The organism is Roseburia porci, assembly GCF_009695765.1.
Taxonomy (GTDB): Bacteria; Bacillota; Clostridia; order Lachnospirales; family Lachnospiraceae; genus Roseburia; species Roseburia porci.
Genome location: NZ_VUNI01000012.1, coordinates 64,713 through 89,565 on the forward strand (window position 1 = coordinate 64,713; position 24,853 = coordinate 89,565).

The 24,853-nt window shown below is 43.5% G+C and carries 25 protein-coding genes; 5 read left to right on the forward strand and 20 right to left on the reverse strand.

Going from position 1 to position 24,853, the window contains the following annotated elements; all coding sequences use genetic code 11:
• Positions 1 to 7: 7 nt before the first annotated feature.
• From FYJ75_RS08280 to FYJ75_RS08320, 9 genes are all read right to left on the reverse strand, one after another.
• Positions 8 to 1,375, reverse strand: coding sequence for an MATE family efflux transporter (locus FYJ75_RS08280; protein WP_154429979.1), 1,368 nt, complete (start codon positions 1,373 to 1,375; stop codon positions 8 to 10).
• A 246-nt stretch (positions 1,376 to 1,621) separates the two neighbouring features.
• Entirely contained in the window at positions 1,622 to 2,005 is a 384-nt protein-coding gene (locus tag FYJ75_RS08285; protein WP_154429980.1) for a hypothetical protein, read from the reverse strand.
• Positions 2,006 to 2,015: 10 nt separating this feature from the next.
• Entirely contained in the window at positions 2,016 to 3,884 is a 1,869-nt protein-coding gene (locus FYJ75_RS08290) for a heavy metal translocating P-type ATPase (RefSeq protein WP_154429981.1), read from the reverse strand.
• A gap of 85 nt (positions 3,885 to 3,969) precedes the next feature.
• The gene (locus FYJ75_RS08295) at positions 3,970 to 4,188 is read right to left on the reverse strand and encodes a cation transporter (RefSeq protein ID WP_154429982.1); all 219 of its coding nucleotides are present in this window, start codon (positions 4,186 to 4,188) and stop codon (positions 3,970 to 3,972) included.
• A 100-nt stretch (positions 4,189 to 4,288) separates the two neighbouring features.
• Entirely contained in the window at positions 4,289 to 4,957 is a 669-nt protein-coding gene (locus tag FYJ75_RS08300; RefSeq protein WP_154429983.1) for an energy-coupling factor ABC transporter ATP-binding protein, read from the reverse strand.
• 252 nt (positions 4,958 to 5,209) lie between these two features.
• The gene (locus tag FYJ75_RS08305; protein WP_235907044.1) at positions 5,210 to 6,028 is read right to left on the reverse strand and encodes an energy-coupling factor transporter transmembrane component T; all 819 of its coding nucleotides are present in this window, start codon (positions 6,026 to 6,028) and stop codon (positions 5,210 to 5,212) included.
• Positions 6,029 to 6,031: 3 nt separating this feature from the next.
• On the reverse strand, positions 6,032 to 7,036 hold the full coding sequence (gene cbiM / locus FYJ75_RS08310) for a cobalt transporter CbiM (protein WP_154429984.1): 1,005 nt from the start codon (positions 7,034 to 7,036) through the stop codon (positions 6,032 to 6,034).
• A 113-nt stretch (positions 7,037 to 7,149) separates the two neighbouring features.
• The gene (gene lon, locus FYJ75_RS08315) at positions 7,150 to 9,495 is read right to left on the reverse strand and encodes an endopeptidase La (protein ID WP_154429985.1); all 2,346 of its coding nucleotides are present in this window, start codon (positions 9,493 to 9,495) and stop codon (positions 7,150 to 7,152) included.
• Positions 9,496 to 9,667: 172 nt separating this feature from the next.
• The gene (locus FYJ75_RS08320) at positions 9,668 to 10,141 is read right to left on the reverse strand and encodes an Hsp20/alpha crystallin family protein (protein WP_154429986.1); all 474 of its coding nucleotides are present in this window, start codon (positions 10,139 to 10,141) and stop codon (positions 9,668 to 9,670) included.
• A 432-nt stretch (positions 10,142 to 10,573) separates the two neighbouring features.
• Between FYJ75_RS08320 and FYJ75_RS08325 the strand changes: the two genes are divergently transcribed.
• From FYJ75_RS08325 to FYJ75_RS08335, 3 genes are read left to right on the forward strand one after another with little or no spacing between them, the layout of a single operon-like run.
• Positions 10,574 to 11,215, forward strand: a complete 642-nt coding sequence (locus FYJ75_RS08325) for an anthranilate synthase component II (protein WP_154429987.1) — start codon at positions 10,574 to 10,576, stop codon at positions 11,213 to 11,215.
• Positions 11,191 to 12,567: an aminodeoxychorismate synthase component I gene (gene pabB / locus FYJ75_RS08330; RefSeq protein WP_154429988.1), complete on the forward strand. Its 1,377-nt coding sequence runs from the start codon at positions 11,191 to 11,193 to the stop codon at positions 12,565 to 12,567. The genes FYJ75_RS08325 and pabB overlap by 25 nt, the downstream gene beginning before the upstream one ends.
• Positions 12,568 to 12,598: 31 nt before the next feature.
• The gene (locus tag FYJ75_RS08335; protein ID WP_154429989.1) at positions 12,599 to 13,345 is read left to right on the forward strand and encodes an aminotransferase class IV; all 747 of its coding nucleotides are present in this window, start codon (positions 12,599 to 12,601) and stop codon (positions 13,343 to 13,345) included.
• 26 nt (positions 13,346 to 13,371) lie between these two features.
• On the opposite strand, the gene cbiD is transcribed toward FYJ75_RS08335, so the two are convergent.
• From cbiD to FYJ75_RS08365, 6 genes are all read right to left on the reverse strand, one after another.
• Complete coding sequence (gene cbiD, locus FYJ75_RS08340; protein WP_154429990.1) at positions 13,372 to 14,496, reverse strand: cobalt-precorrin-5B (C(1))-methyltransferase CbiD; 1,125 nt, start codon at positions 14,494 to 14,496, stop codon at positions 13,372 to 13,374.
• 11 nt (positions 14,497 to 14,507) lie between these two features.
• Positions 14,508 to 15,137 (reverse strand): precorrin-8X methylmutase, encoded by a 630-nt coding sequence (locus tag FYJ75_RS08345; protein WP_154429991.1) that lies wholly within the window; start codon positions 15,135 to 15,137, stop codon positions 14,508 to 14,510.
• Positions 15,124 to 16,182, reverse strand: a complete 1,059-nt coding sequence (locus tag FYJ75_RS08350) for a pyridoxal phosphate-dependent aminotransferase (protein ID WP_154430010.1) — start codon at positions 16,180 to 16,182, stop codon at positions 15,124 to 15,126. The genes FYJ75_RS08345 and FYJ75_RS08350 overlap by 14 nt, the downstream gene beginning before the upstream one ends.
• 247 nt (positions 16,183 to 16,429) lie before the next feature.
• A complete protein-coding gene (gene cbiB, locus FYJ75_RS08355) occupies positions 16,430 to 17,416 on the reverse strand; it encodes an adenosylcobinamide-phosphate synthase CbiB (RefSeq protein WP_154429992.1) in 987 nt (328 codons plus the stop codon).
• 15 nt (positions 17,417 to 17,431) lie between these two features.
• Positions 17,432 to 18,046 (reverse strand): histidine phosphatase family protein, encoded by a 615-nt coding sequence (locus FYJ75_RS08360; protein ID WP_154429993.1) that lies wholly within the window; start codon positions 18,044 to 18,046, stop codon positions 17,432 to 17,434.
• A complete protein-coding gene (locus tag FYJ75_RS08365; RefSeq protein ID WP_154429994.1) occupies positions 18,019 to 18,417 on the reverse strand; it encodes a bifunctional adenosylcobinamide kinase/adenosylcobinamide-phosphate guanylyltransferase in 399 nt (132 codons plus the stop codon). Before FYJ75_RS08365 ends, FYJ75_RS08360 begins: the two co-directional genes overlap by 28 nt.
• A gap of 106 nt (positions 18,418 to 18,523) precedes the next feature.
• Between FYJ75_RS08365 and FYJ75_RS08370 the strand changes: the two genes are divergently transcribed.
• Both FYJ75_RS08370 and FYJ75_RS08375 read left to right on the forward strand, forming a co-directional pair.
• The gene (locus tag FYJ75_RS08370; protein ID WP_154429995.1) at positions 18,524 to 18,787 is read left to right on the forward strand and encodes a type II toxin-antitoxin system prevent-host-death family antitoxin; all 264 of its coding nucleotides are present in this window, start codon (positions 18,524 to 18,526) and stop codon (positions 18,785 to 18,787) included.
• Entirely contained in the window at positions 18,784 to 19,116 is a 333-nt protein-coding gene (locus FYJ75_RS08375; RefSeq protein ID WP_154429996.1) for a type II toxin-antitoxin system RelE/ParE family toxin, read from the forward strand. Before FYJ75_RS08370 ends, FYJ75_RS08375 begins: the two co-directional genes overlap by 4 nt.
• A gap of 5 nt (positions 19,117 to 19,121) precedes the next feature.
• On the opposite strand, the gene FYJ75_RS08380 is transcribed toward FYJ75_RS08375, so the two are convergent.
• From FYJ75_RS08380 to FYJ75_RS08400, 5 genes are read right to left on the reverse strand one after another with little or no spacing between them, the layout of a single operon-like run.
• The gene (locus FYJ75_RS08380) at positions 19,122 to 19,886 is read right to left on the reverse strand and encodes an adenosylcobinamide-GDP ribazoletransferase (RefSeq protein WP_154429997.1); all 765 of its coding nucleotides are present in this window, start codon (positions 19,884 to 19,886) and stop codon (positions 19,122 to 19,124) included.
• Positions 19,887 to 19,901: 15 nt separating this feature from the next.
• Complete coding sequence (locus FYJ75_RS08385; RefSeq protein ID WP_154429998.1) at positions 19,902 to 20,486, reverse strand: bifunctional adenosylcobinamide kinase/adenosylcobinamide-phosphate guanylyltransferase; 585 nt, start codon at positions 20,484 to 20,486, stop codon at positions 19,902 to 19,904.
• Positions 20,483 to 23,056: a cobyric acid synthase gene (locus tag FYJ75_RS08390; RefSeq protein WP_154429999.1), complete on the reverse strand. Its 2,574-nt coding sequence runs from the start codon at positions 23,054 to 23,056 to the stop codon at positions 20,483 to 20,485. Before FYJ75_RS08390 ends, FYJ75_RS08385 begins: the two co-directional genes overlap by 4 nt.
• A 47-nt stretch (positions 23,057 to 23,103) precedes the next feature.
• Positions 23,104 to 23,673, reverse strand: coding sequence for a GNAT family N-acetyltransferase (locus tag FYJ75_RS08395; protein ID WP_154430000.1), 570 nt, complete (start codon positions 23,671 to 23,673; stop codon positions 23,104 to 23,106).
• Entirely contained in the window at positions 23,670 to 24,671 is a 1,002-nt protein-coding gene (locus FYJ75_RS08400; protein ID WP_154430001.1) for a U32 family peptidase, read from the reverse strand. The genes FYJ75_RS08395 and FYJ75_RS08400 overlap by 4 nt, the downstream gene beginning before the upstream one ends.
• Positions 24,672 to 24,853: the final 182 nt, after the last annotated feature.

The following is a 24,853-nucleotide window of genomic DNA, read 5'->3' on the forward strand; positions in this document are numbered from 1 at the left end:
ATTCCTCCTAACTCAAACTGTCCACTGTGTTTTTTTTGATTCTCTTTAAAAATACATATCCCACCAGACAGGCGATAAGTTCTGTGATCGGGAATGCCCACCAGATCAGCGAAACACCCATCTGACCATTTCTGACAAAGATGGAAAAAATACCTGCCAGCGGTAATATGATCACAAGCTGTCTGAGCAATGAAATAACAAGTGACTCCATTCCGCCTTCCAATGCCTGATATATTCCCTGATATGCGACATTAAATCCCGCAAAAATAAAACTGATCGAGATAATTCTCATTGCACTGATAAAATATTCTCTTGACTGACCTGCATTAAACAATGTCGCAAATGCACTTGGGAAAATTTCTGTAATAACGATACCAAGGATCATCAAAACAGCTGTATATATAAGACCATATTTTATTCCGTCTTTTATTCTCTTTCTGCTTCCCATTCCGTATGCAAAAGCTATGATTGGCGTGATTGCATCCCTTAGTCCAAATGCAAGAAACAGCACAAACTGCTGCACTTTATAAAACAATCCATATGCAGTCTGGGCAGATGGACTGAATTTTAAAATCAGATTCATCACATATACCATGATCGACATAAGCGCCTGTGCAATGATTGCCGGAAGACCAATCGCATAAATTTCCTTCATAATTCCAGCATCGGGTTTCATATACTTCGTTCCATGTTCAAACTCTTTATTCAATTTCATATGGAAAATAAACAATAATACCGCCGATGCAACCTGTCCGATTACCGTAGCATAGGCAGCACCCTCGACGCCCAGCTCAGGAACCGGCCCGATACCATAGATCATAATCGGATCAAGAATAATATTTACCACAGCTCCCACTACCTGACCGATTGTAGAATAAAGCGAACGTCCGGTTGCCTGTAACAGTTTTTCAAACAACGAAAAGAAGATAATTCCAAACGAAATCACACAGCATATTCTGAGATAGCCTGTTCCCATTGAAATCACTTCCGGGTCAACTGTCTGCGATGAAATATACGCTTTTACTCCAAAAATTCCAAACAGCAAACAGACTGCATAAATAATTACACCCAAAAACAGACTGTTTCCAGCAACTTTTGCAGCCTTTTTATTGTTTCCCTGTCCAAGCGTTCTGGCAAGAAGCGCATTTGTTCCCACACCTGTTCCGATTCCAACTGCTACCATAAGCATCTGTACCGGAAACACCAGCGTAAGTGCATTCAGTGCTGCTTCACTTCCCACTCTCATATTTCCAACAAAGGCACTGTCCACAATATTGTAGACCGCCTGCAATGCCATCGATAAGATCATCGGTATTCCCATCTGAACCATGAGCTTATTCACGGGCATCTCCTTCATCCTGTTACTTTCTGCCATCTTAACTGAATCCTCCTTTTTCTGCATAAAAAAAAGTATGTACTTATCTCATAAGCTGGACTTACGCTGATAAGCTACACACTTTTTCATGGCATATATAAAATAAAAAACGAGCAACAAAACTGGATTTACGCTAGTCTGCTACTCGTTTGAAAATTATTATATTTGTCTTTTTCCGAAATGTCAAACCAAAAAAGTCCCATATAACCGAATATTTGATTTATCCGGTCATATAGGACTTCAATTCTATAGCGATTTCGTGTCATCATTTCCGCAGAAAAGGAACTTGCGGATTGCAAATAATCCGGCAATGGCAACCACTCCGACTGCCGTTTCAAACATGGAACTATGTTCTACAACCATCTGTCTTGCGATTGCAAAGAGCAGAACCTCAATGATTGTCTCCGGTGTATGAAGACAAAGCATTTTTACAAACTCAATTCCGATTGCAAGTGTCATTGCCTGTGTCAGAAAGTAATCCAGATCACCGGTTCTGGTAAACAGATCCGGAGCTCCTAATATCACCATCTTGATGACCAGCAAAGTGATCACTACACAAAGGATTGCTGAGATCAGCATTTCTACGTAGGATGCTGATTCACGAATTGCTTTTCGAATTTTTTCTTTCATGAATTACCTCTTACTTTCCGCTTACGCGAAGTGCTCTTGTTGCATTCAGCACTGCGAGGATCATAACTCCTACATCTGCAAAGATTGCCCACCACATATTGGCGATTCCGACTGCGCTGAATATCAGGCAGAGTGCTTTTACAATCAGCGCAAATACGATGTTTTCGTATACGATACGAAGTGTTTTTCTGGAGATCTTCATTGCAAGTGCAATTTTGGCTGGATCGTCATCCATAAGTACGATGTCAGCTGCCTCGATCGCAGCATCTGCCCCCATTGCGCCCATTGCAATTCCAAGATCTGCTCTCGAAAGTACCGGAGCATCATTGATTCCATCTCCAACGAATGCAAGTTTTTCTTTGTCTGTTTTCTGTTCCAGAAGCTTCTCTACTTCGGCTACTTTATCCGCCGGAAGCAGCTCGCTTTTTGCAACGTCAACGCCAAGTTCCAGAGCCACATGTTCTGCTACACGTCTGGAATCCCCTGTCAGCATAACCGTCCTGATTCCGCTCTTCTTTAATCCATGGATTGCTTCTTTGGAATGCTCTTTGATTACATCTGAAATCAGAATGTAACCTGCATATTTTCCATCAATCGCAACATGGATCTCTGTTCCTGCATTCTTTGGCTCTTCATAGCTTAATCCAAGCTTTTTCATAAGCTTTACATTACCTGCAGCAACTTTTCTTCCATCTACCAGAGCGGTTACTCCATGTCCTCCGATCTCTTCCACATCGGAAACACGTGTGGCATCGATCTCCTTCTGATAAGCATTCTTTAAGCTCTTGCTGATCGGGTGATTCGAGTAACTTTCTGCATACGCAGCATTTTCCAGAAGTTCCTCTTTCGTAATCCATTCCTGAGGCTGAATCTCTGTTACTTCAAATACGCCCTTTGTCAGTGTACCAGTTTTATCAAATACCACATATTTTGTCTGTGCAAGTGCTTCAAGATAGTTAGAACCTTTGACAAGGATACCCCTGGATGATGCACCTCCGATTCCACCGAAAAAGCTCAGCGGAATTGAAATTACAAGCGCACAAGGACAGCTTACTACCAGAAACGTTAACGCACGGATTACCCAGGTCGACCACTCTGCCGGATTGCCAAGCACCAGAATATTTGCAAGTGGCGGGATAAATGCCAGAAGCAGTGCTGCAAGACATACGAGTGGTGTATAGTATTTTGCGAATTTGGTAATGAAATTCTCTGTTTTCGCTTTCTTCATTGCAGAGTTCTCAACCAGATCCAGAATCTTGGATACCGTGGAATCATCAAATTCCTTGGTTGTGCGGATTCTTAATAATCCTGTGATGTTGATACATCCGCTGATGATCTCATCTCCGATCGCAGCTTCTCTCGGAACACTTTCTCCTGTCAATGCACTTGTGTTCAGTGTCGAAGTTCCCTCTACGATCACACCATCGATTGGGACTTTTTCTCCGGGAAGTACTGTAATCACAGTTCCGATCTCGACTTCGTCCGGGTCTACCTGCACGATTTCTCCGTTCTCTTCTATATTAGCATAATCCGGGCGGATGTCCATAAGATCTGTGATGCTCTTACGGCTTTTTCCAACTGCATATCCCTGGAAAAGTTCTCCGATCTGGTAAAACAGCATAACTGCTGTTCCTTCCGCATATTCCCTTAATCCGATCGCACCGACCGTTGCAACTGCCATAAGAAAGTTCTCGTCAAATACCTGACCATGAATGATTCCAAGTACGGCCTTTTTAATAATGTCATATCCGATGATTACATAAGAGATCAGAAATACGATTGGTCGTAAAATGGTCTCTTCCGGAATCAGAGATGCAATTACGAGAACGATTGCGGCTGCAATAATCCGGTATAACATCTTTTTCTGCTTCTTCGTCATAGCTTTTCCTCCTATTTAAGAAGGAATGCACACCCTACATGCGCATTCCCTCCTACATACTCTGATAGACTTATATTCCCGGTTCTTACAGGAAAATCTCACAATCCGGTTCTACCTTCTTGCAGGCTGAAACTGCATTGTCCATAACTGCTGCTACTTCAGCACCATCTTCAAATTCCACTTTCATCTTCTGTGTCATGAAAGATACGGTTGCATCCTTAACACCTTCCAGTTTCTTCACTGCATCTTCCATTTTACCAGCACATACTGCACAATCTACTTCAATCTTATACGTTTTCTTCATAACAATTACCTCTCTTTTCTGCTTATCACTTCTTCATATGAACATATTAGCATATGTTCATATGAACGTCAATACATATTTGAGAGAATTATAAATAATTTTACTGTTCCACCAGTTCATGTTCTTCGTTCATATACACAAACCTTGTTCCAAGTGTTTTCGCAAGCTGTTTATTATGCGTAATGATGATCAGCGTCTTTCCGGATTTATGAAATTCTTTCAGAAAATTGATGAGCATCTCCTGTGTCTTTTCGTCGAGCCCTGCCAGTGGTTCATCTAAAACGAGCACTTCCGGATTCATGGATAGAATGCACGCAAGGGAAACCTTTCGTTTTTCCCCGCCACTCAGGTGATATGGAGGTCTGTTTCTCAGCTTCTCAAGATGAAAAAGCCGGATGCAGTCTTCCGTTCTCTGCGCAATCACTTCCTGCGGCAGCCCCATCTGAACCGGGCCGAATGCAATCTCTTCTTCCACACTGCTACAGAAAAGCTGCGTGTCTGCGTTCTGGAATACATATCCAACCTGCTGGTGAAACCATTTCGCAAATGAGTTATTTTTTAAAACTTTCTCTGTAATCTCATTCCCCTTATAAGAATACTTCCCCTCTGATGGAAAAATAATTCCATTTAATAAACGAATTAACGTTGATTTTCCACATCCGTTCGGTCCCTGAATGATCACGGACTCTCCCTCTTCAATATGAAGATTCACATAACGCAGTGCTATCTCATTTTCATACGCATAACAGACGTTCTCAAGATCAATCATATTTTCCTCCTCTATGACAGGTAATATTTTTATTTAAAATATCAACATTTGCATAACGCATCCAGAGTTTAAATAGTCATGTGCTCTAAGTATAAATAATCGCAGGCACACTCTCGTTGCTCATCGCTGGCAACGGATACATAAGCGACCAAAATACGGTCGCTAAGTACCGGCCGCTCTGAAGCACCTGCGAGTTACTTATACTTAGAGCACATGATCAACTAAATTTATGTACGTTATGCAAATGCCTGATTATTTTAAGTAATAAAAAAGAAGCAGGCAGCAGACAAGCAACAGCAGGTGCAGCAGATCCTGTTTCCGGAAACGGTATTTGTGCTTTTTATGATATTCTCCGGTAAAACCACGGCAGCACATGGATGCATACATTTCATCTGACATTTCCCTGGATTTTAAGAAAGAGGTTCCAAGGATTCCTGAAAATGACCTGGCTTTTTCCGGATTTTTCCCAACGGAGCGCAGCTTTAGTGCCGTTAAAATATCCAGGCTGATCCCGCCCAGTACCGAAATATATTTTAATGTAATATCTAATGTGAAAATCAAAAGATCTGGAACCCGGAATGTACGAAGTGCGGCTGTCAGCCGGTTCCATGAAGTTCCATAAGATAATATTCCGATCAGTGTGACCGAAATATATACTTTTGTTGTAATACGAAGAAGTATCTGCGGATTCCCCATAAACATCGCTGGAGTCAGGATCAAAGCAGAGATTACAACTGCTCCGAGTGTTCCAGCCAGAATCCTGCGGATTGATTTTGCAGGATAAAAGGCAAGTACCACCATTACCCCTGCAAACATGATCAGTGTAAAAAAATAATTCTGATTGCATGCTGTCAGAATAATATAGATCAGAGTATAGAATAACTGAAAAGAGGGAGTGGCAGAAAATCTGCCATCCTTCCCTCCTTGGAATTTCATTCTGGAAAGTACTCCCAGAACTGCTTTTGTACTTTTGGTAAGAAATGCTTCTCTGTCACTGGAAGGAATATATTCTTCCTTCTGCAACATCCATTCAGGCATTTCCTGCATAACGTTTAATTCGTCTTTTTCCATATGCTATGCTGCCTTTTTACTGAAGTCCACTTTGTCTTTCATGATGGATGATAAGATCTTAAATACTATGACTAAAAGTGCCACACCAACAACCGCTGATAAAATATATCCGCTCCATTCCGGAAGCCCCGCGATCGAGTAATCCGGGAAAATGGCAGAAAGTTCAAATCCATTCAGCATTCCCGAAGGTGTATAGCCTAATTCCGTTCCGCCACTGACAAGCGATGCAATCTCATCGGCTCCCCATTCTCCCCATGCTGTACCTGTTGCAAGCAGTCCGAGTGGTGTAAGAGCGATCAGAACCGCCATGAGTATATAAAGTGGCTGGAATGCCGTCTTATCCGGAACTTCATCCAATGCCTTTGGTGTCACTTTCTCTACAAATGCAAGAACCACAGTTGTCAATACAACCTCGGCAAGTCCAAACAGCGTTATGTGCCCGATCATCATTGCCGGTATGGACACGGTAAGTGGATATGGACAATATAATGCCTTACCTGCTGCATCTGTAAACAGCAATGGCTGTATTCCAAATTCAATTGCTGCCAAAAACGCTGCCGCATTGATTCCGACATAAGATCCAACTGCTGCACTGATCGTTCGTTTCCCTGTTTTTTTCAATAAAAAGCGGTAAATGTAGAATCCTAAAAATGGTAACGCAAATGCCATATTAAAGCAGTTTGCCCCAAATGCAAGGATTCCTCCGTCTCCAAACAAAAGTGCCTGAAGAAGCAATGCTATGGAAACTGATATACAGCCGGCTGCCGGACTTCCTGTCAGAATAGCGATCAAAGTTCCACCAACTGCATGTCCGGTCGTGCCACCCGGAAGTGGTATATTGAACATCATTCCCAAAAAGGAAAAGGCAGCTCCAATTCCTAAAAGAGGCATTTTGGCTTTCGGAATCTCCGTTTTGATTTTTTTCACGGAATAGGTCCATACCGGAACCATAGCTGCCGTCATTACGGCACAGGTCGATAGACTAAGGTAATTCTCTGGTATATGCATAATTATTCTCTCCCCTGCAAACTGTATTTTGATACTTGTTTGTAATTATGCTAGATTCTACCATACGGATTTCGCCCGAACAACCTCCCCCCTAGGATAATTTTTCTATTTTTTTATAATTTTTCCTTTATAACTTTCTTTAATACATCGGTAACCTTATGTACCGGAATAATCTCCAGGCTGTCTCTTACTTCTTTTGCAACATCATCGAGGTCTTCCACGTTATCTGCCGGGATAAATACCTTTTTGATTCCAGCTCTCTGTGCTGCCATCAGTTTCTCAGGGAGACCTCCGATCGGCATCACAACGCCTCTTAATGATACTTCACCCGTCATTGCATATTCCGGTCCGACTGGTTTGCCGGTCACCAGCGAAGCCAGTGCAGTCGTTAACGTAATTCCTGCAGATGGTCCATCTTTTGGAACAGCGCCTGCCGGCACATGAATATGAATATCATTTTTTTCAAACAGTTCTGCTTTGTCCGGATACATTGCTTTCACAAGTGTTAAGGCAATTGAGGTAGACTCTTTCATGACATCCCCAAGCTGTCCGGTAATCTGTACTTTTCCGCTTCCTTTGACCATTTTGGTCTCAATAAATAAAATCTCTCCTCCTGCGGCTGTCCACGCCAGACCGGTTACAACACCCGGAGCTTTTTCCTGAAGGATGCTCTCATGGTGATATGGCTTCTGATCCAGGAATTTTGGAAGTCTTCTTGGACTTACGCTGACACTCTTCTTTTCGCCTTTTACAAATTCAACAGCGGCATATCTGCACAGCGTTGTCAGCTGTTTTTTCAGGCCACGGACTCCGGATTCCATTGTATAATCACTGATAATCTTACGGATTGCTTCATCCGAAACTTTCAGGTCTTTTGCCTTGATACCAACCTGCTCTCTTGCCTGTGGCAGAAGGTGTCTTTTGGCGATCTGGAATTTTTCCACAGCGGTATATCCCGGGAACTGGATGATCTCCATTCGGTCAAGTAACGGAGTTGGAATACCGTCTGTAGAATTTGCCGTACAGACAAAAAATACATCCGAAAGATCATACGGTACGTTCATATAATGATCCGTAAATGTATTGTTCTGCTCTGGATCAAGCACCTCAAGAAGCGCACTCGCAGGATCTCCATTATAATCATGACCGAGTTTGTCAATCTCATCGAGAACCATGACCGGATTAGATGTTCCACACTGTTTCATACCTTCCATGATACGTCCAGGCATCGCGCCGATATAGGTTCTCCGGTGTCCACGGATCTCAGCTTCATCCCGGACTCCACCAAGGCTGACACGGACATATTTTCTGTGGAGAGCCTCCGCAATGCTTTGACCGATACTTGTCTTACCCGTTCCAGGTGCACCTACAAATAACAGAATAGAACCGGACTGCTTATGATTCAACGACATGACAGCAAGCTGCTGGATGATTCTCTTTTTCACCTTGTCCAGTCCATAATGCCGTTCGTCGAGGATTTTTTCCGCCTCATCCAGACTGACATCTTTATAAGGCTCCTTTTTCCAGTCAAGCGTTGTAACAAAGTCCAGATAGTCATACAGCATTCCATACTCATGGCTGTCCTTTCCTTCCATTGCCATACGGTTTAATATCTTGTCTGCTTCTTTTCTTGCTGTCTCATTCATTCCGGATTTTTCAATCTTATCCTGGAATCTCCGTACTTCCGATACATTTTCCGGATGCATCTCATCGAGTTTCTTCTGGAGAAAATCAATCTGTTTCCGGATTGCATCCTCACGATAGATCTTGTCATTGGTCTCTTTCTGTGCCAGTTCTGCCTCACCACTGACATTCGAGATCTCAATGAATTCATATACGGCTTTCTTGATCAGATCTACACGTTCGGTCATCTTATCTGCTGCAACGATTGCATAACGTTCTTCGTTGTTCAGATTCAGATACGAAGAAAGGGAGACGGCAATCTCATTTACATTTTTCCACTGGACAATGTACTCCCTTGCCATGATTCCCCACTGGAACTGTTTTACATAATTGAGTACTGCACGACGAAGCTCTTTGACCGTAGCAAGAAGTTCCTGCTCATCCATATCCATAATGTCTTCTCTTGTCTCAGCCTCTAAGTTATAATGCTGATCTTCCACTGTGACTTTTGTGATATCCATACGCTCTTTTGCTTCAATGGATGCAGTTCCGTTCTCATCTACCGATAACACCTTTCCTGCCACACCAATCGGATAAAATTCATCTTCCAGCTTCTCGATCTTTTTCTCGTCTTCATTTGGCTCCGCCGGCTCTGATGCCTTTGCGTCTGCCTCTTTTATCTCTTTGTCTTTCTGATTTATATCCCTGCGGATCAAAAATACGACATCTTCCCCTTCTTTGATGTCATGGATATTCATTTCTTCTAACAGATCCTTTTTAAAATAAAAAGTTGTATCCGGCAGAATAATGGAATTATATACAGGTATGATTGCCATACAGATCACCTCTCTTATTTTCTTAAGTTCGATTATAGTTATGTTATAGCGCTTTTTGTTAGCACTGTCAATAGATGAGTGCTAACATCTGTTTTATAACCGCCCAAATATAAAAGCAGGAGATGCCAGATGGCATCTCCTACCTTTACAAACCTTTGCCAACCGCTGGAATTTATCCTTCGATTGCAATGTATTTATTCTGTTCTACCGCTTTTTCAGCTTCTTTCTTCGGAACGAACAGTTTCAGGATTCCGTGTTTGAATTCTGCTTTTACATCTTCCTGCTTTACGGCATCTCCAACATAGAAGCTTCGTTCACATGATCCTGCGTAACGCTCCTGACGGATATAACGTCCGCTCTCTTTCTCCTTCTCGTCCTTGTCGAGTCCTTTGGCTGCACTGATGGTCAGGTATCCGTTTTCTACGGAAGCCTTGATCTCATCTTTGGTGAATCCAGGAAGATCTACGATCAATTCATAGCCTTTATCGGTCTCTTTGATATCGGTCTTCATGATTCTACCGGCTTTCTTACCGTACAGTTTCTTCTCGGCATTGTTCATATCTTTGTCCATATAGAATGGGAAATTGTCAAAACTATCAAACCAGTCATCAAATAAGTTCTCTCCAAAAATACTAGGCATTAACATAAGTCATCTCTCCTTTTCTTTTGATCCACATTCTGTGAATCTCTCATGCTTGTTTACCTTGTTTCTTTGAACCAGGATGTTTCAAAGATCTTTGGAACTGAACCCTTTGTTCTTTGTTCCTTATCTCTTTCCTTCGTTCGATTATGTTATAGCACCGTTTGTTAGCACTGTCAATAGGTGAGTGCTAATTTTCTGTGAACTTTTTGTGAACTCTTGATTATTAAGAATGCTTTATGCTTGACGAAACCTTTCCGGTGTGCTAGCATGAGTTTCAGCTTCTTACCGAAGTAATATCATATAATACACAGATTACGGACCATATGGGATAACGACTGTGCATGTATCAGCATGCCATCGTTATCCCTTTTTTGCGTCCACAGCTTCATTAATACTGCATCATTTACAAACAATGATAAAAAAGAAAGGAACACTATGTATCTGCTCATCGATAATTTTGATTCATTTGTCTACAATCTGAAAGCCTATTTGGAAGATCTCGGCAAAACTGTTCTCGTCCGCTCCTGCGATTCGCTCACGCTTTCCGACATTGAAACATTGCGCCCACAGGGGATCATCCTCTCGCCGGGTCCGAAACGGCCATGGGATGCCACCCTCTGCGTAGAAGTTGTAAAACATTTTCAGGGAAAGATTCCAATCCTTGGTGTCTGTCTCGGTCATCAGGTCATCGGCTATTGCGCCGGTGCTGCTGTAGAGAAAGGAACTTCCCCTATGCATGGGAAAATCACCGGACTCACACATAACGGAACCGGACTATTCGCAGGGCTTCCTGAACAGTTTTTCGTTACAAGATATCATTCTCTTGTTATAAGACCGGAAACACTTCCCGCAGACTACCGCATTGATGCTTTTTCCTCGGATGGCGCAGTCATGGGAATCTCCCACAAAAAGCTTCCAATCTATGGCGTCCAGTTTCATCCGGAAGCGGTACTGACCGAATATGGGCATGAACTGCTTCACAATTTCTGCAGCCTTGCAGAAGAATTCCCAAAAAAGCAGAACCAGGACAATATATCAGACGGAGGTTACACATGCACAAGAAAAAACGCATCCTGAAAAAACTGAATTCGCCACTGTCTCTCTTCCATATATACACGATTCTTCACGACCTGGAACCGGATTGTGCATTTTTAGATTCTTCCCTGCAAAACGATCTCGGAACGTATTCCATCATCGGATTTCGTCCTTATCTGACACTCAAAAAAGAGCGGGATATTTTTACCGTTAATCATGTAGTACAGACTGACACTACCTTTGAAGAATATACTAAAAACTATCTACAAAGCCATCCGGACACAAACGATACTGCTTTACCGATCGTATCCGGAGCCATCGGGTATTTTTCCTATGACTACGGCCGCATCCGGCATAAAATCGCCTCTTCCGATCAGGAGCTTTTATCGATCCCGGAAGCCATCCTGACCTTTTATGATGCTTTTCTCATAGAAGACCACCAGGCAAAAGAGATCTCACTCTGTGCAAATGGAATGACACAGAATGCAGATACTCTGATCCAGGAGATTGAAACAATTCTTTCCAATCACATGTCTTCCACTCCCGACGCCCCGGATACACCTGTGACATCCGTGCCAGCTTGTTGTATACATTCGGATTTTACGGAAGATGCCTACAAAAATGCCATCAAACGGCTTCAGACTTACATGACAGACGGCGATATTTATGTTGCAAATATGACTCAGCAGTTTACGATCCAAAGCTGCCGTAAACCATTTGAAGTGTTTGCACGGCTTCGAAAAGAGAATCCTTCTCCTTTTGGTGCCTACCTTGATTATCCGGATTTTCAGATTATCTGTGCCTCTCCGGAGCGTTTCTTAAAGATGCAGAAAGGACATATCACCACGCGTCCGATCAAAGGTACCTGTCCTCGCGGCACAACTCCGGAAGAAGACGAAATGCTGTATCAGAAACTCCTTCACTCCAATAAAGATAAAAGTGAACTTCTGATGATCGTTGATCTGGAACGCAACGATCTGAACCGAGTCTGCAAACCACAAAGTGTTCAGGTAACGGAACTTTTTACCGTCGAAGCCTATGCAACGGTTTTTCACCTGGTATCCAATATTGAAGGAGATCTGCGTGAAGACAAAAACGTAATGGATCTTCTGGAATCCGTTTTTCCCGGAGGCTCGATCACAGGTGCACCAAAACAGCGGGCGATGGAGATCATCGATGAACTGGAACTCTGCAAACGGAATCTCTACACGGGATCTCTCGGTTATCTCACACTCGATGGAGACTGCGATTTCAATATCGTGATCCGTACGGCTGTGCATCAAAACGGCAGCTATTACCTCGGTGTTGGCGGCGGAATCACAGTAGAATCTGATCCTCAGGCCGAATACGAGGAAACTCTGCTCAAGGCAAAAGCAATTTTAAATGTATTATAGACATCTGCCATGATCATGAAAGGACTTACTTATGAATATTAATTTTGACGAATGCTATCAATTCGGACTTGGCGCATTTGAAACCATAGCCATCGAACACGGTCATCCTGTTTTCCTGTCCAAACATCTTGCAAGACTTGACCGCGCTGCCGATTTTCTCGGGCTTAATTCCTGTGCTGTCAGAAATATCAATCCGGATGCGATCACTTCTTATCTGAATGAACAGGAAGAAAATGGGACTTCACTGTCACACTGTGCACTAAAGATCATGATTTCCAAGGAAAATACCATTTACCATATCCGTTCTAACCCATACGCTCCTGTCCATTATGAGAAAGGCTTTGTTATGGATTTTTCCAGTGTCATGCGCAATGAAAGTTCGCCTCTCACCTACCACAAAACCATGAACTACGGCGACTGTATCTTAGAAAAACGTCTCGCAGCCAGGCAGGGAATGAACGAACGGATCTTCCAAAACAGCAAAGGGGAAATCTGTGAAGGAACGGTCAGCAATATCTTTTTCGTACGCGACCAGAAGCTTTTTACCCCGAAGATTTCCTGCGGTCTGCTTCCCGGCATACTCCGCGAATACCTGTGCGAATCCTTCCACGTAGAGGAAACGGTGATTCTGCCTTCTGATCTTGATCAATATCAGGAATGCTTTGTGACCAACTCTCTGATGGGCATTATGCCGGTAAAAAAACTGGCCGGACATAATTTCTCCAAAAGAGATATGTCTGACCAGCTTTTAGACGCTTATAAACAGTTAATTCTCTAAGCGGTTTCCGTTATGCGCAGATTTACTTATCTGAGCAGTTCCTGAAGGAATTTCTCTGCCCCTGCGCTTTTTCCAAGCTCTCCGAATTCATTCGAGTACAGGATGACTTCTATCTGCATTTTTCCTGCGCTCCGCTTATTTACATAAAACATGATTTTTTCCACAAGATCTGCCATAACTGCATCCTTTTTTCCACAGGAATCCAGTATTCTCACGGCTTCTTCCGTTGTAACACACGAAAGGATCTCCTCCAGCTGTTCCAGTGGGACATGATTGCGGAGAGCTGTCGCTACCAGAATCTCCATACGGCAGTCTCCCTCTCGGGAATGCGTATTCATGATTCCTCCGGCCACTTTTACAAGTTTACCAATATGTCCCGTCAGAAGCATTCTTTCAAATCCAATATCAACGGCCATGTCAATGGTATCTCCGATAAAGTTACTGCATTTGACGCTGGCATCCAGGTCATATCCATATGCACGTTTCATAAAATCCAGACCATAATTTCCCGGAGACACTGCTGCAATTGTCATGCCCTGTGCGTATTTCTGCCGCAATTCCACACGGATCGTATCAAGAAGAGCCTGACTGCTCATCGGTTCCACAATTCCGCTTGTGCCAAGGATCGAAATCCCATCAATGATTCCAAGCCTCGGATTAAATGTCTTTTCTGCAAGTTCTTCCCCCTGTGGCACAGAGATTTCAACATCCAGACCGCCCCTGTAATCAAACAGCCTGCACACTTCCAAAACTTCTTTTTCAATCATCTCCCGTGGCACATGATTGATTGCCGCATTTCCGACCGGCTGATCAAGTCCAGGTTTGGTAACTCTTCCAACCCCGGTTCCACCTTCGATGCGGATGTGAGGCTGTCCGCTTTCTCCCGGCTGTTCTCCATCTGTATCTGAAAAGCCAACTTTTGCACATATATGTGCCCCCGTCGTAATATCCGGGTCATCTCCGCCGTCTTTCACCACTCCGCAGCTTACCACATTCTCAGTCCTCACGATGTCCACGATCACGGCATCAAACAAAATTCCTTTGGGCGTCTCGATCGTAATCTGTTTTTTCTCATTTCCGGATAAAAGCATGTATGCTGCTGCCTTTGCCGCTGCTGCTGCACAGCTTCCTGTTGTAAATCCATATCTCATGACAGTTTCCTCTACAACTGATACAAAATTGCATTACAGATGGCTGCTGCAACGTTGCTTCCACCCTTGCGTCCACGGTTCACAATATGTGGAACATCGGTCTTTAAGATCAGTTCTTTTGCTGCAACCACATTGACAAACCCTACTGGTACTCCAATGATAAATGCTGGACGAAATCCGGTCTGCTCCATTAATTCATACAGACTGATGAGTGCTGTCGGTGCATTTCCGATTGCAAAGATCACCGGCTTTTCAATTGCGGCGGCTTTTTCCATGCTGACTGTTGCTCGTGTCACCTTGCGTTCCTTTGCCTCTTTTGCCACTTCTTCATCCGCCATAAAACAATGTGCCGTTCCTCCATAACGTGCAAGTACTTTCTTATTAATACCCGCGAGTGCCATATTCGTGTCTGTTACAATATCCGCACCATTTCGGATCAGCTCCTTCGCAATCTCCACTGCATGTTCAGAATATGTCATTGTCTCTGCATAATCAAAGTCTGCACTGGTATGAATGACCCGTTTCGTCACAAGTTCCTGATCTTTTGGCAGAACAATGTTTCGCTCCTCCAGTTCCCTGGAAATAATCTCAAAGCTTCGTTTTTCAATGTCTCCCGGCAATACATACTCAATGTTTTCCATGGTTTTTCCCTTCTTTTTGCTCAATATCCTGTAATTCCTGTATCAGTATCGTGTTTTCTTTGTGTTCTTTCACTGCAATCCGGTAAAATCCTTCATCAAGGCCACGGTAATTGCTGCAATCCCGGATCAGTATCTGCCTCTCAAGAAGTCTCGCGGCCAGCGGAAGGTCTGTCTGTAAAAGCAGATAATCCGCCCTTCCCGGATAAACCGTAATTCCAAGTTCCGATAATGCCTGGATCAGATATTCCCGTTCTTTCTGCACGATTGCAACTGTCCGGTTCCGATATTCCTTTTCATCCAGTGCTGCGCATCCCGCCATCTGTGCAAACACAGACAGATTCCACTCCGGCAGCTGCTTCCGGATCTGTTCATACAATTTGTGATCTCCAGTCATCAGATATCCAAGCCGCACACCTGGTATCGCATATAATTTCGTAAACGCTCTTACAACCACAACATTCGGATACTGCTCCCAGTGATCTTTGTCAGCTCCAAAGCCATTTTCCCCGGTAAATTCGAGAAAGCATTCATCCAGTACAACCCGGATGCCTTTCCTGAGACAATGCTCACAAAGTTTCATAAGAAATGCTTCTGATAAGATATTTCCTACCGGATTGTTTGGATTTGCAAGAAACAGCAGATCCATGTCTTCTGTCAGTGCCTCATAAATCCCTTCATCCAGACAAAATCCCTGCGCTTCTTTCATTTCATAGAAAATGATTTCTGCACCGGATGCCTGCGCTGCCCATTCATAACCATAAAAAGAAGGAACCGGAATCAGTATTTTTTTCGGTTTTACTGCATGAACGACAGCCATAAAAAGCTCTGACGCCCCATTTCCACATAGAATCCCGGCATTCCCCGCGTTCTCCACATCACGAATACGTTCTGTCAACCTCTGTGCATGAATATCCGGGTAACGTTCCGACAGATCAACCGATTCCTGCAGGGCTTCCTTTACAGACTGTGGAATTCCCTGCGGATTGATATTTACAGAAAAATCAAGTTTTACGTGATTGCGGTAAATGTCTCCGCCATGAATCATTTTTGTCACACTTTTTCCTTTCCCTTCTACGTTATGATCCGGATAATTGCAAGCCCTGTATAAAGACTGCTAAACATGGAATACAAGGACAGATAATTACAGGCACGCTCTCGCTGCTCATCGCTGGCAACGGTACATAAGGCGCTAAAGCACACCGCCTAAGTACCGGCCGCTCTGAAGCACCTGCTAATTACCTGTCCTTGCATTCCATGTCCAAAACAACTTCATAAGCTTTGTAATTATCTGGTTAACTAAGCAGGCACAAAATCAATATACATAGTATCTCGCAGATTGCGGCGGTCCGATACATCAGTTCATTTACTCTTGGAATGTCTTCTATCTCCACCGGATATGTCGCGTCCCCGATATACGGTTTTTTAACAATTTTGCCAAAATAACTTGCATCACCCGCCAGTCTGATGCCAAGTGCTCCTGCACACACACTCTCGGTCTGTGCCGAATTCGGGCTTGCATGACAGAAACGGTCCCTTTTCCAGATCTTATATGCTCTGCGGCAGACCACTGTCCTGCGCTCACCTTTCCGGAAATCCCTGTCTGTAAACAGACATGCAAAAATCATAAGTAATACACTGATCCGCGCCGGGATAAAGTTTACAACATCATCCAGCTTAGCTGCAGCTCTTCCAAACAGCATATACCGGTCATTTTTGTAACCGACCATAGAATCCATGGTGTTTATGGCTTTATACAAAAAGCCAAGCACGGGGCCTCCGATTGCTGTATAGATCATCGGTGCGATCACACCGTCTGACGTATTCTCCGCAACTGTCTCGATTGCAGCTTTTGCAACTCCTGTCTGATCAAGCTGTGCCGTATCTCTTCCCACAATCATGGAAACAGCCTTACGCGAAGCTTCGATATCTCCGGTCTCCAGCGCCTGATATACCTTCATACTTTCCACTTTCAGACATTTGGCAGCCAGAATCTGATACGTCATGATACTTTCCAGGATTACGCCTGCCGGAAGCCAGATCCGATAAGCCAGAATAAGAAGAGCCGCGGTTACCGCTACGGTACTTCCCGTCACTGCCAGTACCAGGATTACACCTCTGAAAAAAGGATTTTTTTTATCATTTTCCCCTAATAATTTCCGGTCAAGTGCAGCAATCAGATTGCCGATCAGCCGGATTGGATGTGGCAGCCAGTATGGATCGCCAAAGAGCATATCCAGTATGAATCCCACAAAAAATGCCAATATATGATAACCTGCCATCGGTTTTACTCCATTCTACTCTATTATTGTCCAGCCTGCTTCCTTTGTCCATTGCACAAGATAGCTGCCGCCGTTTGGAAGCTGATAATCGTAATAATCACCTCCAAGCAGCTGACTGAGTACCGCCATGATTGTTCCACCATGGACAATACAACAGATCCTGTGAACCGGATCCACTTCCTTTTTTAACTGCTCCTGCAAAAATGCAAATCCTTCCATAGAGCGCTTTATAAATTCTGCCCGGGATTCGCCTCCCGGAAATGCAGTCGTTCCACCGCTGTCAATCCACGCCTGATAATCTGGATTACCATTCAATTCACGGTAGTTTTTATACTCAAATTGCCCAAAATCCATCTCGCACCATTGTGGGATCACACGGATCTGCTTTTTTTCTCCCTGTTCAAAAAGCAGCTGTGCCGTCTCAAGGCACCGCTTCATTGGAGAACTGTATACTTTATCCTCATGCCCAAGCAGCCACTCGTTCGTTTTCCACTGGTCGATCAGTCTGCGTGCCCCTTCTGTGGAAAGCGGTTCATCCGTTGTCCCCAGATACCGGTGCTCCTTATTTGCAGCTGTCATTCCATGGCGGATCCATAAAATCTCTATTTTATCGTCTGTCCCAGTCCACATATAATCCGCTCCACATGACAGGATTCGGATGCGATTCGGATCAGTATCCTGCCAAGCCTTTCTCTGTATTTTCTTTCAAACGGCTCCATCGGTATGATTCCGTTTCCAACTTCGTCACTGATAATCCAGATATCCGGATAACTGTGAATCAGCCGTTCTGTCTCTTTTTCTGCATCTTTCTTCTGCTCTAACAACTGACGGATCCAGCTGTGAAAATGATAAAAAACGACCTGTTTGTCCGCCTGAACTTTGAATAATTCCGAAAGCACATCCTGTTTGTCGCCGTCTGCTACAAAAAATTGCCTGTCACACGGTTTTTCCATGACGTAGTCCAGTTTTCCCTGGGCATAGCCGCCAATATATAGTTCCATATTCTTTCACTCCCAATGTTGTAATGTTATTACCAATAATAATATCCCCATTGACCATATAACAAAATTTATGTATAATTTTGTTATCAAACAAGGAGGTGGTTTTATGCCAACAATTAAATCAAGTGCTGATTTAAGGAATAATTATAACGAAATATCTACATTTTGTCATAATTATTCTGAACCAGTTTTCATTACGAAGAATGGAAAAGGTGATCTTGCTGTTATGAGCATTGAAACCTATGAGGAGTTAACCAACCGCTTCGAACTATACAATCAAATGAAAGAGGGCATGGATGATATCGCATCAGGCAACACACGTCTGTTTTCTGAAGCTATGGCTGACATTAGGAGTCGTCGCAATCGATGAGCTACCAGCTTCATATCACTTCCACAGCAGAACACGACATTATGCGCGCTGTGGATTACATAGAATTTACTCTCAAAAATCCTGATGCCGCAAATAACCTGTTAGATATTGCAACCGAGCAGATCAATTCATTATCTGATCTGCCCCAGAAATTTCAACTGGTAGATGATCCGGTATTAGCCAATTGGGGGATTCGATTCGTAATTATCAACCACTACCTTGCCTTTTACACGATTGATGAAGAAAAACAGATTGTAATCATAATCCGTTTTCTCTATCAGAAAAGCAACTGGACTTCCATTCTTCGCCAAGGGTTTCCACTTATTTAAAGCATTCAGCCCACATATTGCATCACTGCCGCTGCAACAACCATTGCCGCCTCACACACAGTGACAAAATACCCTGCCGTATCTCCGGTGATTCCGCCAAGTTCTTTGATACTTCGATATCTGTAATATGCGAAACTGCCAAGCGCAGCAAAAATCACTGCAATTCCTGTCCGTATGTCAATGACGAGCATCAGCCCAAAACAAAACAAAAGCTGAACATATAATGAAATTTTTACGATCCACTCATGTGCACTGCTGGCAAACAGGTACAAAAGTCCATCCGATTTTGCAGATGGAAAACTGACAACTCCGATTCCACTCAGACAACGTGACGCGAAAAAGCCTGCTGCAAGTACTGCCATGCTCTTCCATTGCCGGATCTCCGAAAAAGCCCCGGCATAGATCAGATAATACAGCATCAGCATAATCACTGCAAATGCTCCAATATGAGAATCCTTTAATATTTCCAGTTTACGCTCCCTGTTCTGATAGGAATGAAATGCATCCATCGTATCGACAAACCCATCTACGTGGAAGCCTCCGCTTATAATAAGCGGAATAGCTGTCCCGATCGCGGTATAGCAAAGTATTCCGATTCCAAGCCGTCCACAAAGCCAAAACCAGAGCAGTTCAAGTGCTCCGATCACCGCACCGATCCATGGGAAAAAGCAAAGCGTATAACGCATGTCCTCTTCCTTCCACTCAAACTGTGGAACCGGAATCTTTGAATATATGGAAAATGATATAAAAAACGATTTTATGATCCGCATCCTGTTTTCCTCTCTCTATTTTACCCTGACCGGAATTCCACAGACTACTTCAATCACCTGATCTGCCTGTTTTGCTATCGCAGCATTGATCTGTCCCATTGCTTTCAGATAGTCCATGGTGGTACTGTCATATGTGATTCCATCTTCAAACACATTATTCGTAACAATGACCAGATTGTTCAGTCTGCTATTGATCTTTTGTATGTCTTCTATGATCTTGTCAGCCACCTGTTTACAGGCCACGATCCCATCTTCCCGGAACATTTCATTCGCCGTAAGATTGGATACACACTCGAGAAGTGCGCTTTTTTCATTTTGGGGATTCTTCGCATCTGGTAAAGTATTCTCGTCTGGTAAAGTATCCTTCATATCGGGAAAGGTCGCCGCCTCGAACAATTCCCCAACATTCCTTTGACTTTCTACCGTAAGAAACCCCTTTCCTTCACGCAGTTTCCGATGTCTGGCAACCTTTGCCTTCCCCTCCTCATCGTAGACCTGCATGGTAGCAATATATATTTTTTCCCCGGAAAAATCCTGAAAAAGCGATTCTGCATAGGCAGATTTTCCACTTCCGCTGCCTCCGGTAACGACCACCATCATGATGTAAACCTCTCATACTGTTCCACTTCAATATCATCAAATGTTGTAGAATCCTGATATAACGTCAGTGCAAGATCAAGAAGCGAAAACATCATAACTGCGCCGGTTCCCTCTCCAAGTGCCAGTCTGGCATCAATCACAGGCTCTACCCCTAATTCCTTCATGATTTTTGCCGCAGCCGGCTCCTTACTGCAGTGGGAAGGAATCATGTATTCTTTCACTCCCGGACAAAGCCGTTCTGCAACGAGCGCTGCAACAGCACTGATTACGCCATCCATTACGATTGGAATATGATAGCGTGCGCCTCCGATATACACACCGACAAGTCCTGCAATATCAAGACCACCAACGGTTCTTAATATACGGACAGTATCTTTTGGATTAAAATCATAATGTTTCAACGCATTGCGGATCACATCGCATTTGCGCTGCAATCCTGCATCATTTAACCCCGCACCTCTTCCTGTGATTTCTTCCACCTCACAGCCTAAAAGCGCAGCTGCAACCGCACTGCTTGTCGTTGTATTTCCGATTCCCATTTCACCGGTTCCGATCAGACGATAACCTTTTTCTCTGCATTCGCAGACAAGACAGATTCCGGTTTCCACAGCCTGGTTACATTCCTCAAGCGTCATTGCCGGTTCCTTTGCAAAATTCCGTGTTCCCTTACGTACTTTGAGCATTCGGACACCATCCCACTTTGTATCCTGGGCAATTCCGATATCCACAGGAATCACATCTGCTCCCGCAAATTGTGCCATCTTACCGACCGAAGTCTGATTTTGTCCCATAAACTCCGTCACAATTGAAGTAACTTCCTGTCCGGACTGACTGACGCCCTCTTCGACAATCCCATTGTCTGCACACATTGCAATAACGGCCTTCTTTTTTATGTCAATTGCAGAGCTTCCGCCAATTGCTCCGATTCTTGCAAGGAATCCTTCAAATTTTCCAAGACCGTCCAGTGGTTTTGCCACATGATCCCAGTTTTCCTGTATTTTTTGAACAAGTTCTCTGTTGACCGGATCAATCTTAATCTTCTGCAGACATGGAAGTTCTTCTGCAATCCGGCTTTCCTTTAGCATCTCATAGATTTTCTTCATATCAAGTGAAGCCCTGAGCCCGTCAGCAAGCTTATCGTACTGTGTTTCCTTGAAAGCCTGATAGTCCATCATTCCGCTGGTATCCACGGATACACCTTTTCGTTTTGCAAGAACCTCAATGATCTTTTCTGCGGTCTTTCCGTGATCAAAAATTCCATGGACATAAGTTCCATAGACATTTTCTCTGACCACGCCGTCCTCTTTTTGTCCAGCTTCACTTCCGCTTGTTCTTATCATACACACATGTGGGCTTTGCTCCGTAAAAACCGTATGTCCCATATGTATCTCATAACCGGTCAGTTCCATTCCTGACAGATCATTTAAAATTCCCGGAAGCTGCCCAAATGTTCCCTTTACCTGTGTTCTTGTCTTTTCCGGCAAAAGCTCCGTAAGCATCGGAAGAAGTTCCATGCCACGGATATTTCCGCCTTCTTCTACCTGATATGGATCTGCGATGGCATCTCCTAACATCTGGTAGCCTCCACAAACACCGAATATCAGTGTATCCTGTGATTTTTTTAAAATCGCTGCCTCAAGGCCTTTCTGCCTCATCCATTTCAGATCCGCCATCGTATTTTTACTTCCTGGAAGTATGATCATATCCGGATTTTTCAATTCTGACACAGAACTTACATAACGGACCGATACGGCATCCATCTGCTCAAATACGGCAAAATCTGTAAAATTGGATATGCGTGGATAATGGATCACCGCAATATCAATCAGCTTTTGCTGTTTCTGATCAAATCTTGTGCTGAGACTGTCTTCATCCTCAATAGAAAGCTGCATATACGGAACAACGCCGACAACCGGGATGTTTCCTCTTTCCTCCAGCATCTTAACTCCCGGATCAAGAATGGATTTGTCTCCGCGGAACTTATTGATCACAAGACCTTTTACCCGTTCCTTTTCGTCGGGACGAAGCAAATCTACGGTTCCAAGAAGCTGTGCAAATACGCCGCCTCTGTCAATATCTCCAACCAGAATGACCGGTGCATCTACAAGCTCCGCGAGCCCCATATTGACAATATCATTCTCTCTCAGATTGATCTCCGCCGGACTTCCTGCGCCCTCAATCACAATAATATCCGCCTGCTCCTCCAGCTTCCAGAATGCTTTTGTGATCTCCGGGATCAATGTTTTTTTATACTGAAAATAATCCTTCGCGCTCATATTGCCAAGGACTTCTCCATTCACAATAACCTGGGAACCGATCTGATTGGTTGGTTTTAAAAGAATCGGGTTCATGCACACAAGCGGACGAATTCCTGCCGCCTCTGCCTGCATTACCTGTGCACGTCCCATCTCAAGTCCTTCTTCTGTGATAAAGGAATTGAGTGCCATATTCTGGGATTTAAAAGGTGCCACACGATATCCATCCTGCTTAAATATCCTGCAAAGCCCTGCAACGATCAGGCTTTTTCCTGCATTGGACATCGTTCCCTGTACCATAATGATTTTTGCCATATTGTTCCTCCCTGCCTCTGCGTTGTCTGATGACCGATAACCACGGGTTAATCCAGATCTAGAAATGGAATGATTCCAGGCTGATTTTCCAGATGTTCTCCGATCATTTTCTCCATCCATACCATATCATACCAGCGATTGAATTTATAGCCGCTGTCATGAAATCTTCCAACCATCTGATAGCCAAGTTTCTCATGAAAATACACACTGTCCATTGTCAGATGTTCATCCTCTTCTTTGGGATAGGCAATGCATGCGTTTACATTTAAGATGCCCTGTTTTTTCAGGATCTTTTCAAGTGCTTCATACAGTTGTCTTCCGATTCCAAGCTGCTTTTTATCGGTACTTACATAAATGGAAGTCTCCACGGACCAGTCATATGCGGCTCTTTCCTTAAATGCACTTACATATGCATAACCAACCACGCCTTCGCCTGTCTCCGCCACAAGATACGGATATCTTTTCAGCGTATTTTGTATTCTTCCTGCAAATTCTTCCACCGATGGCACTTCATATTCAAAAGTGATTGCCGTATTCTCTACATAGGGACGATATATTTCCAATAATTGTTCTGCATCCGCCTCGGATGCCGTTCTAATCTGTACTTCTGTATTCATCTGATTTTCTCTCCCCGGTAATAACAATTTTCCATACATCCATTCGTGAACAGTTCTTTCCTTATCCGTTCGATGTAGGCTGCCCTGCCTTTATCTGTTTTATCTCCAAAATGTTCTTTTACTTCTTCCCGGATTGTAAGTGCGCGCTTTGTCTGCATAATGTCTTTTCTTGCATACTCGGTATAATTCCCTCTGCCGACGATCTTCAGGTGGGTGATCCCCGCATCTGCAAGATCATATAATGCGCAAAGGCCACATCCAGTTGCACCTGTGACATATCCATCTTCTTCATCCGCTATCGGAATCTTTTCCTCCTCACTTACCGCCTGTTCTCCTGTTATGCCCCTGTCTGCATTATATTTTCCAAGTTCATATGGGACATGACATAAATGCGCAAATTCATCACAATGAAGAGAATTGCAATAGGCCCCGGTAAAATGACAAAGCTCATTCAAAAAGAATGCTTCGTATTCTGGAATCTTACCTTTGCATTTTACAACGCATGAATGCATGTCTGCAATACTGTTCTTTCTATGAAAGATCACTCTTTGAATGTCAAAGGCATCCATATGTTCCAGAAAAATCGAATTTATCTCTGCACACTCCCCGCTTAAATGAATCCTGCAAGGAATGTTCTGCTGTCTGAGATACAGAATCAAAGCCGGATCTGCAATGATAAATGTGGAAAAACCAATCTGCATACATTGATCCACATATTGAGCAATCTCCTCATACTGTGTTCCAGAATAATACAAAGAATTGAGTGTCAGTTTTACCGGCACACCATAGCATTCCATCATATTCTTTAAAATCTTCAGTTCCTCCAGCGATCCCACCTGAACATTATAATTCATGACTTCTCTCCGGTTGAGCGGGCGGATGGTTCCATATTTTCTGCTCCATTCCAATGGCACATATCCACAGAAAAATTCATCTGCACCGGCTTTTACGAACGGAATATATTCATCAATGGAACCAAGTCCTGACACAATCTTCATATTCGGCTTCTCTCCTTTCATCAATATTTATTATTTAGGTGTTTGCGAAACGCCCAAAACCGCATAAATACGGCATTTTTTGTTGTTAAAATAAAATATCTCCTCAAGGTTTATGGTAAAATAGAGTTGCGAAAAAATATCAACCAATCCACCTAAAGGAGATATACCTACATGATAACACA

What these genes read in the sequence shown, in the direction of transcription:
- FYJ75_RS08390 (WP_154429999.1), bottom strand. Translation starts at nt 23,056, where the DNA reads ATGGCAAAAATCATTATGGTACAGGGAACGATGTCCAATGCAGGAAAA.
- FYJ75_RS08345 (WP_154429991.1), bottom strand. Translation starts at nt 15,137, where the DNA reads ATGGAAAACATTGAGTATGTATTGCCGGGAGACATTGAAAAACGAAGC.
- FYJ75_RS08285 (WP_154429980.1), bottom strand. Translation starts at nt 2,005, where the DNA reads ATGAAAGAAAAAATTCGAAAAGCAATTCGTGAATCAGCATCCTACGTA.
- FYJ75_RS08305 (WP_235907044.1), bottom strand. Translation starts at nt 6,028, where the DNA reads ATGGAAAAAGACGAATTAAACGTTATGCAGGAAATGCCTGAATGGATG.
- cbiM (WP_154429984.1), bottom strand. Translation starts at nt 7,036, where the DNA reads ATGCATATACCAGAGAATTACCTTAGTCTATCGACCTGTGCCGTAATG.
- FYJ75_RS08350 (WP_154430010.1), bottom strand. Translation starts at nt 16,182, where the DNA reads ATGATTCATGGCGGAGACATTTACCGCAATCACGTAAAACTTGATTTT.
- FYJ75_RS08290 (WP_154429981.1), bottom strand. Translation starts at nt 3,884, where the DNA reads ATGACGAAGAAGCAGAAAAAGATGTTATACCGGATTATTGCAGCCGCA.
- FYJ75_RS08380 (WP_154429997.1), bottom strand. Translation starts at nt 19,886, where the DNA reads ATGCGGATCATAAAATCGTTTTTTATATCATTTTCCATATATTCAAAG.
- cbiB (WP_154429992.1), bottom strand. Translation starts at nt 17,416, where the DNA reads ATGGCAGGTTATCATATATTGGCATTTTTTGTGGGATTCATACTGGAT.
- FYJ75_RS08400 (WP_154430001.1), bottom strand. Translation starts at nt 24,671, where the DNA reads ATGAAGATTGTGTCAGGACTTGGTTCCATTGATGAATATATTCCGTTC.
- FYJ75_RS08370 (WP_154429995.1), top strand. Translation starts at nt 18,524, where the DNA reads ATGCCAACAATTAAATCAAGTGCTGATTTAAGGAATAATTATAACGAA.
- FYJ75_RS08320 (WP_154429986.1), bottom strand. Translation starts at nt 10,141, where the DNA reads ATGTTAATGCCTAGTATTTTTGGAGAGAACTTATTTGATGACTGGTTT.
- FYJ75_RS08295 (WP_154429982.1), bottom strand. Translation starts at nt 4,188, where the DNA reads ATGAAGAAAACGTATAAGATTGAAGTAGATTGTGCAGTATGTGCTGGT.
- lon (WP_154429985.1), bottom strand. Translation starts at nt 9,495, where the DNA reads ATGGCAATCATACCTGTATATAATTCCATTATTCTGCCGGATACAACT.
- FYJ75_RS08395 (WP_154430000.1), bottom strand. Translation starts at nt 23,673, where the DNA reads ATGAATACAGAAGTACAGATTAGAACGGCATCCGAGGCGGATGCAGAA.
- pabB (WP_154429988.1), top strand. Translation starts at nt 11,191, where the DNA reads ATGCACAAGAAAAAACGCATCCTGAAAAAACTGAATTCGCCACTGTCT.
- FYJ75_RS08360 (WP_154429993.1), bottom strand. Translation starts at nt 18,046, where the DNA reads ATGTGGACTGGGACAGACGATAAAATAGAGATTTTATGGATCCGCCAT.
- cbiD (WP_154429990.1), bottom strand. Translation starts at nt 14,496, where the DNA reads ATGAGATATGGATTTACAACAGGAAGCTGTGCAGCAGCAGCGGCAAAG.
- FYJ75_RS08335 (WP_154429989.1), top strand. Translation starts at nt 12,599, where the DNA reads ATGAATATTAATTTTGACGAATGCTATCAATTCGGACTTGGCGCATTT.
- FYJ75_RS08300 (WP_154429983.1), bottom strand. Translation starts at nt 4,957, where the DNA reads ATGATTGATCTTGAGAACGTCTGTTATGCGTATGAAAATGAGATAGCA.
- FYJ75_RS08375 (WP_154429996.1), top strand. Translation starts at nt 18,784, where the DNA reads ATGAGCTACCAGCTTCATATCACTTCCACAGCAGAACACGACATTATG.
- FYJ75_RS08365 (WP_154429994.1), bottom strand. Translation starts at nt 18,417, where the DNA reads ATGGAACTATATATTGGCGGCTATGCCCAGGGAAAACTGGACTACGTC.
- FYJ75_RS08325 (WP_154429987.1), top strand. Translation starts at nt 10,574, where the DNA reads ATGTATCTGCTCATCGATAATTTTGATTCATTTGTCTACAATCTGAAA.
- FYJ75_RS08280 (WP_154429979.1), bottom strand. Translation starts at nt 1,375, where the DNA reads ATGGCAGAAAGTAACAGGATGAAGGAGATGCCCGTGAATAAGCTCATG.
- FYJ75_RS08385 (WP_154429998.1), bottom strand. Translation starts at nt 20,486, where the DNA reads ATGATGGTGGTCGTTACCGGAGGCAGCGGAAGTGGAAAATCTGCCTAT.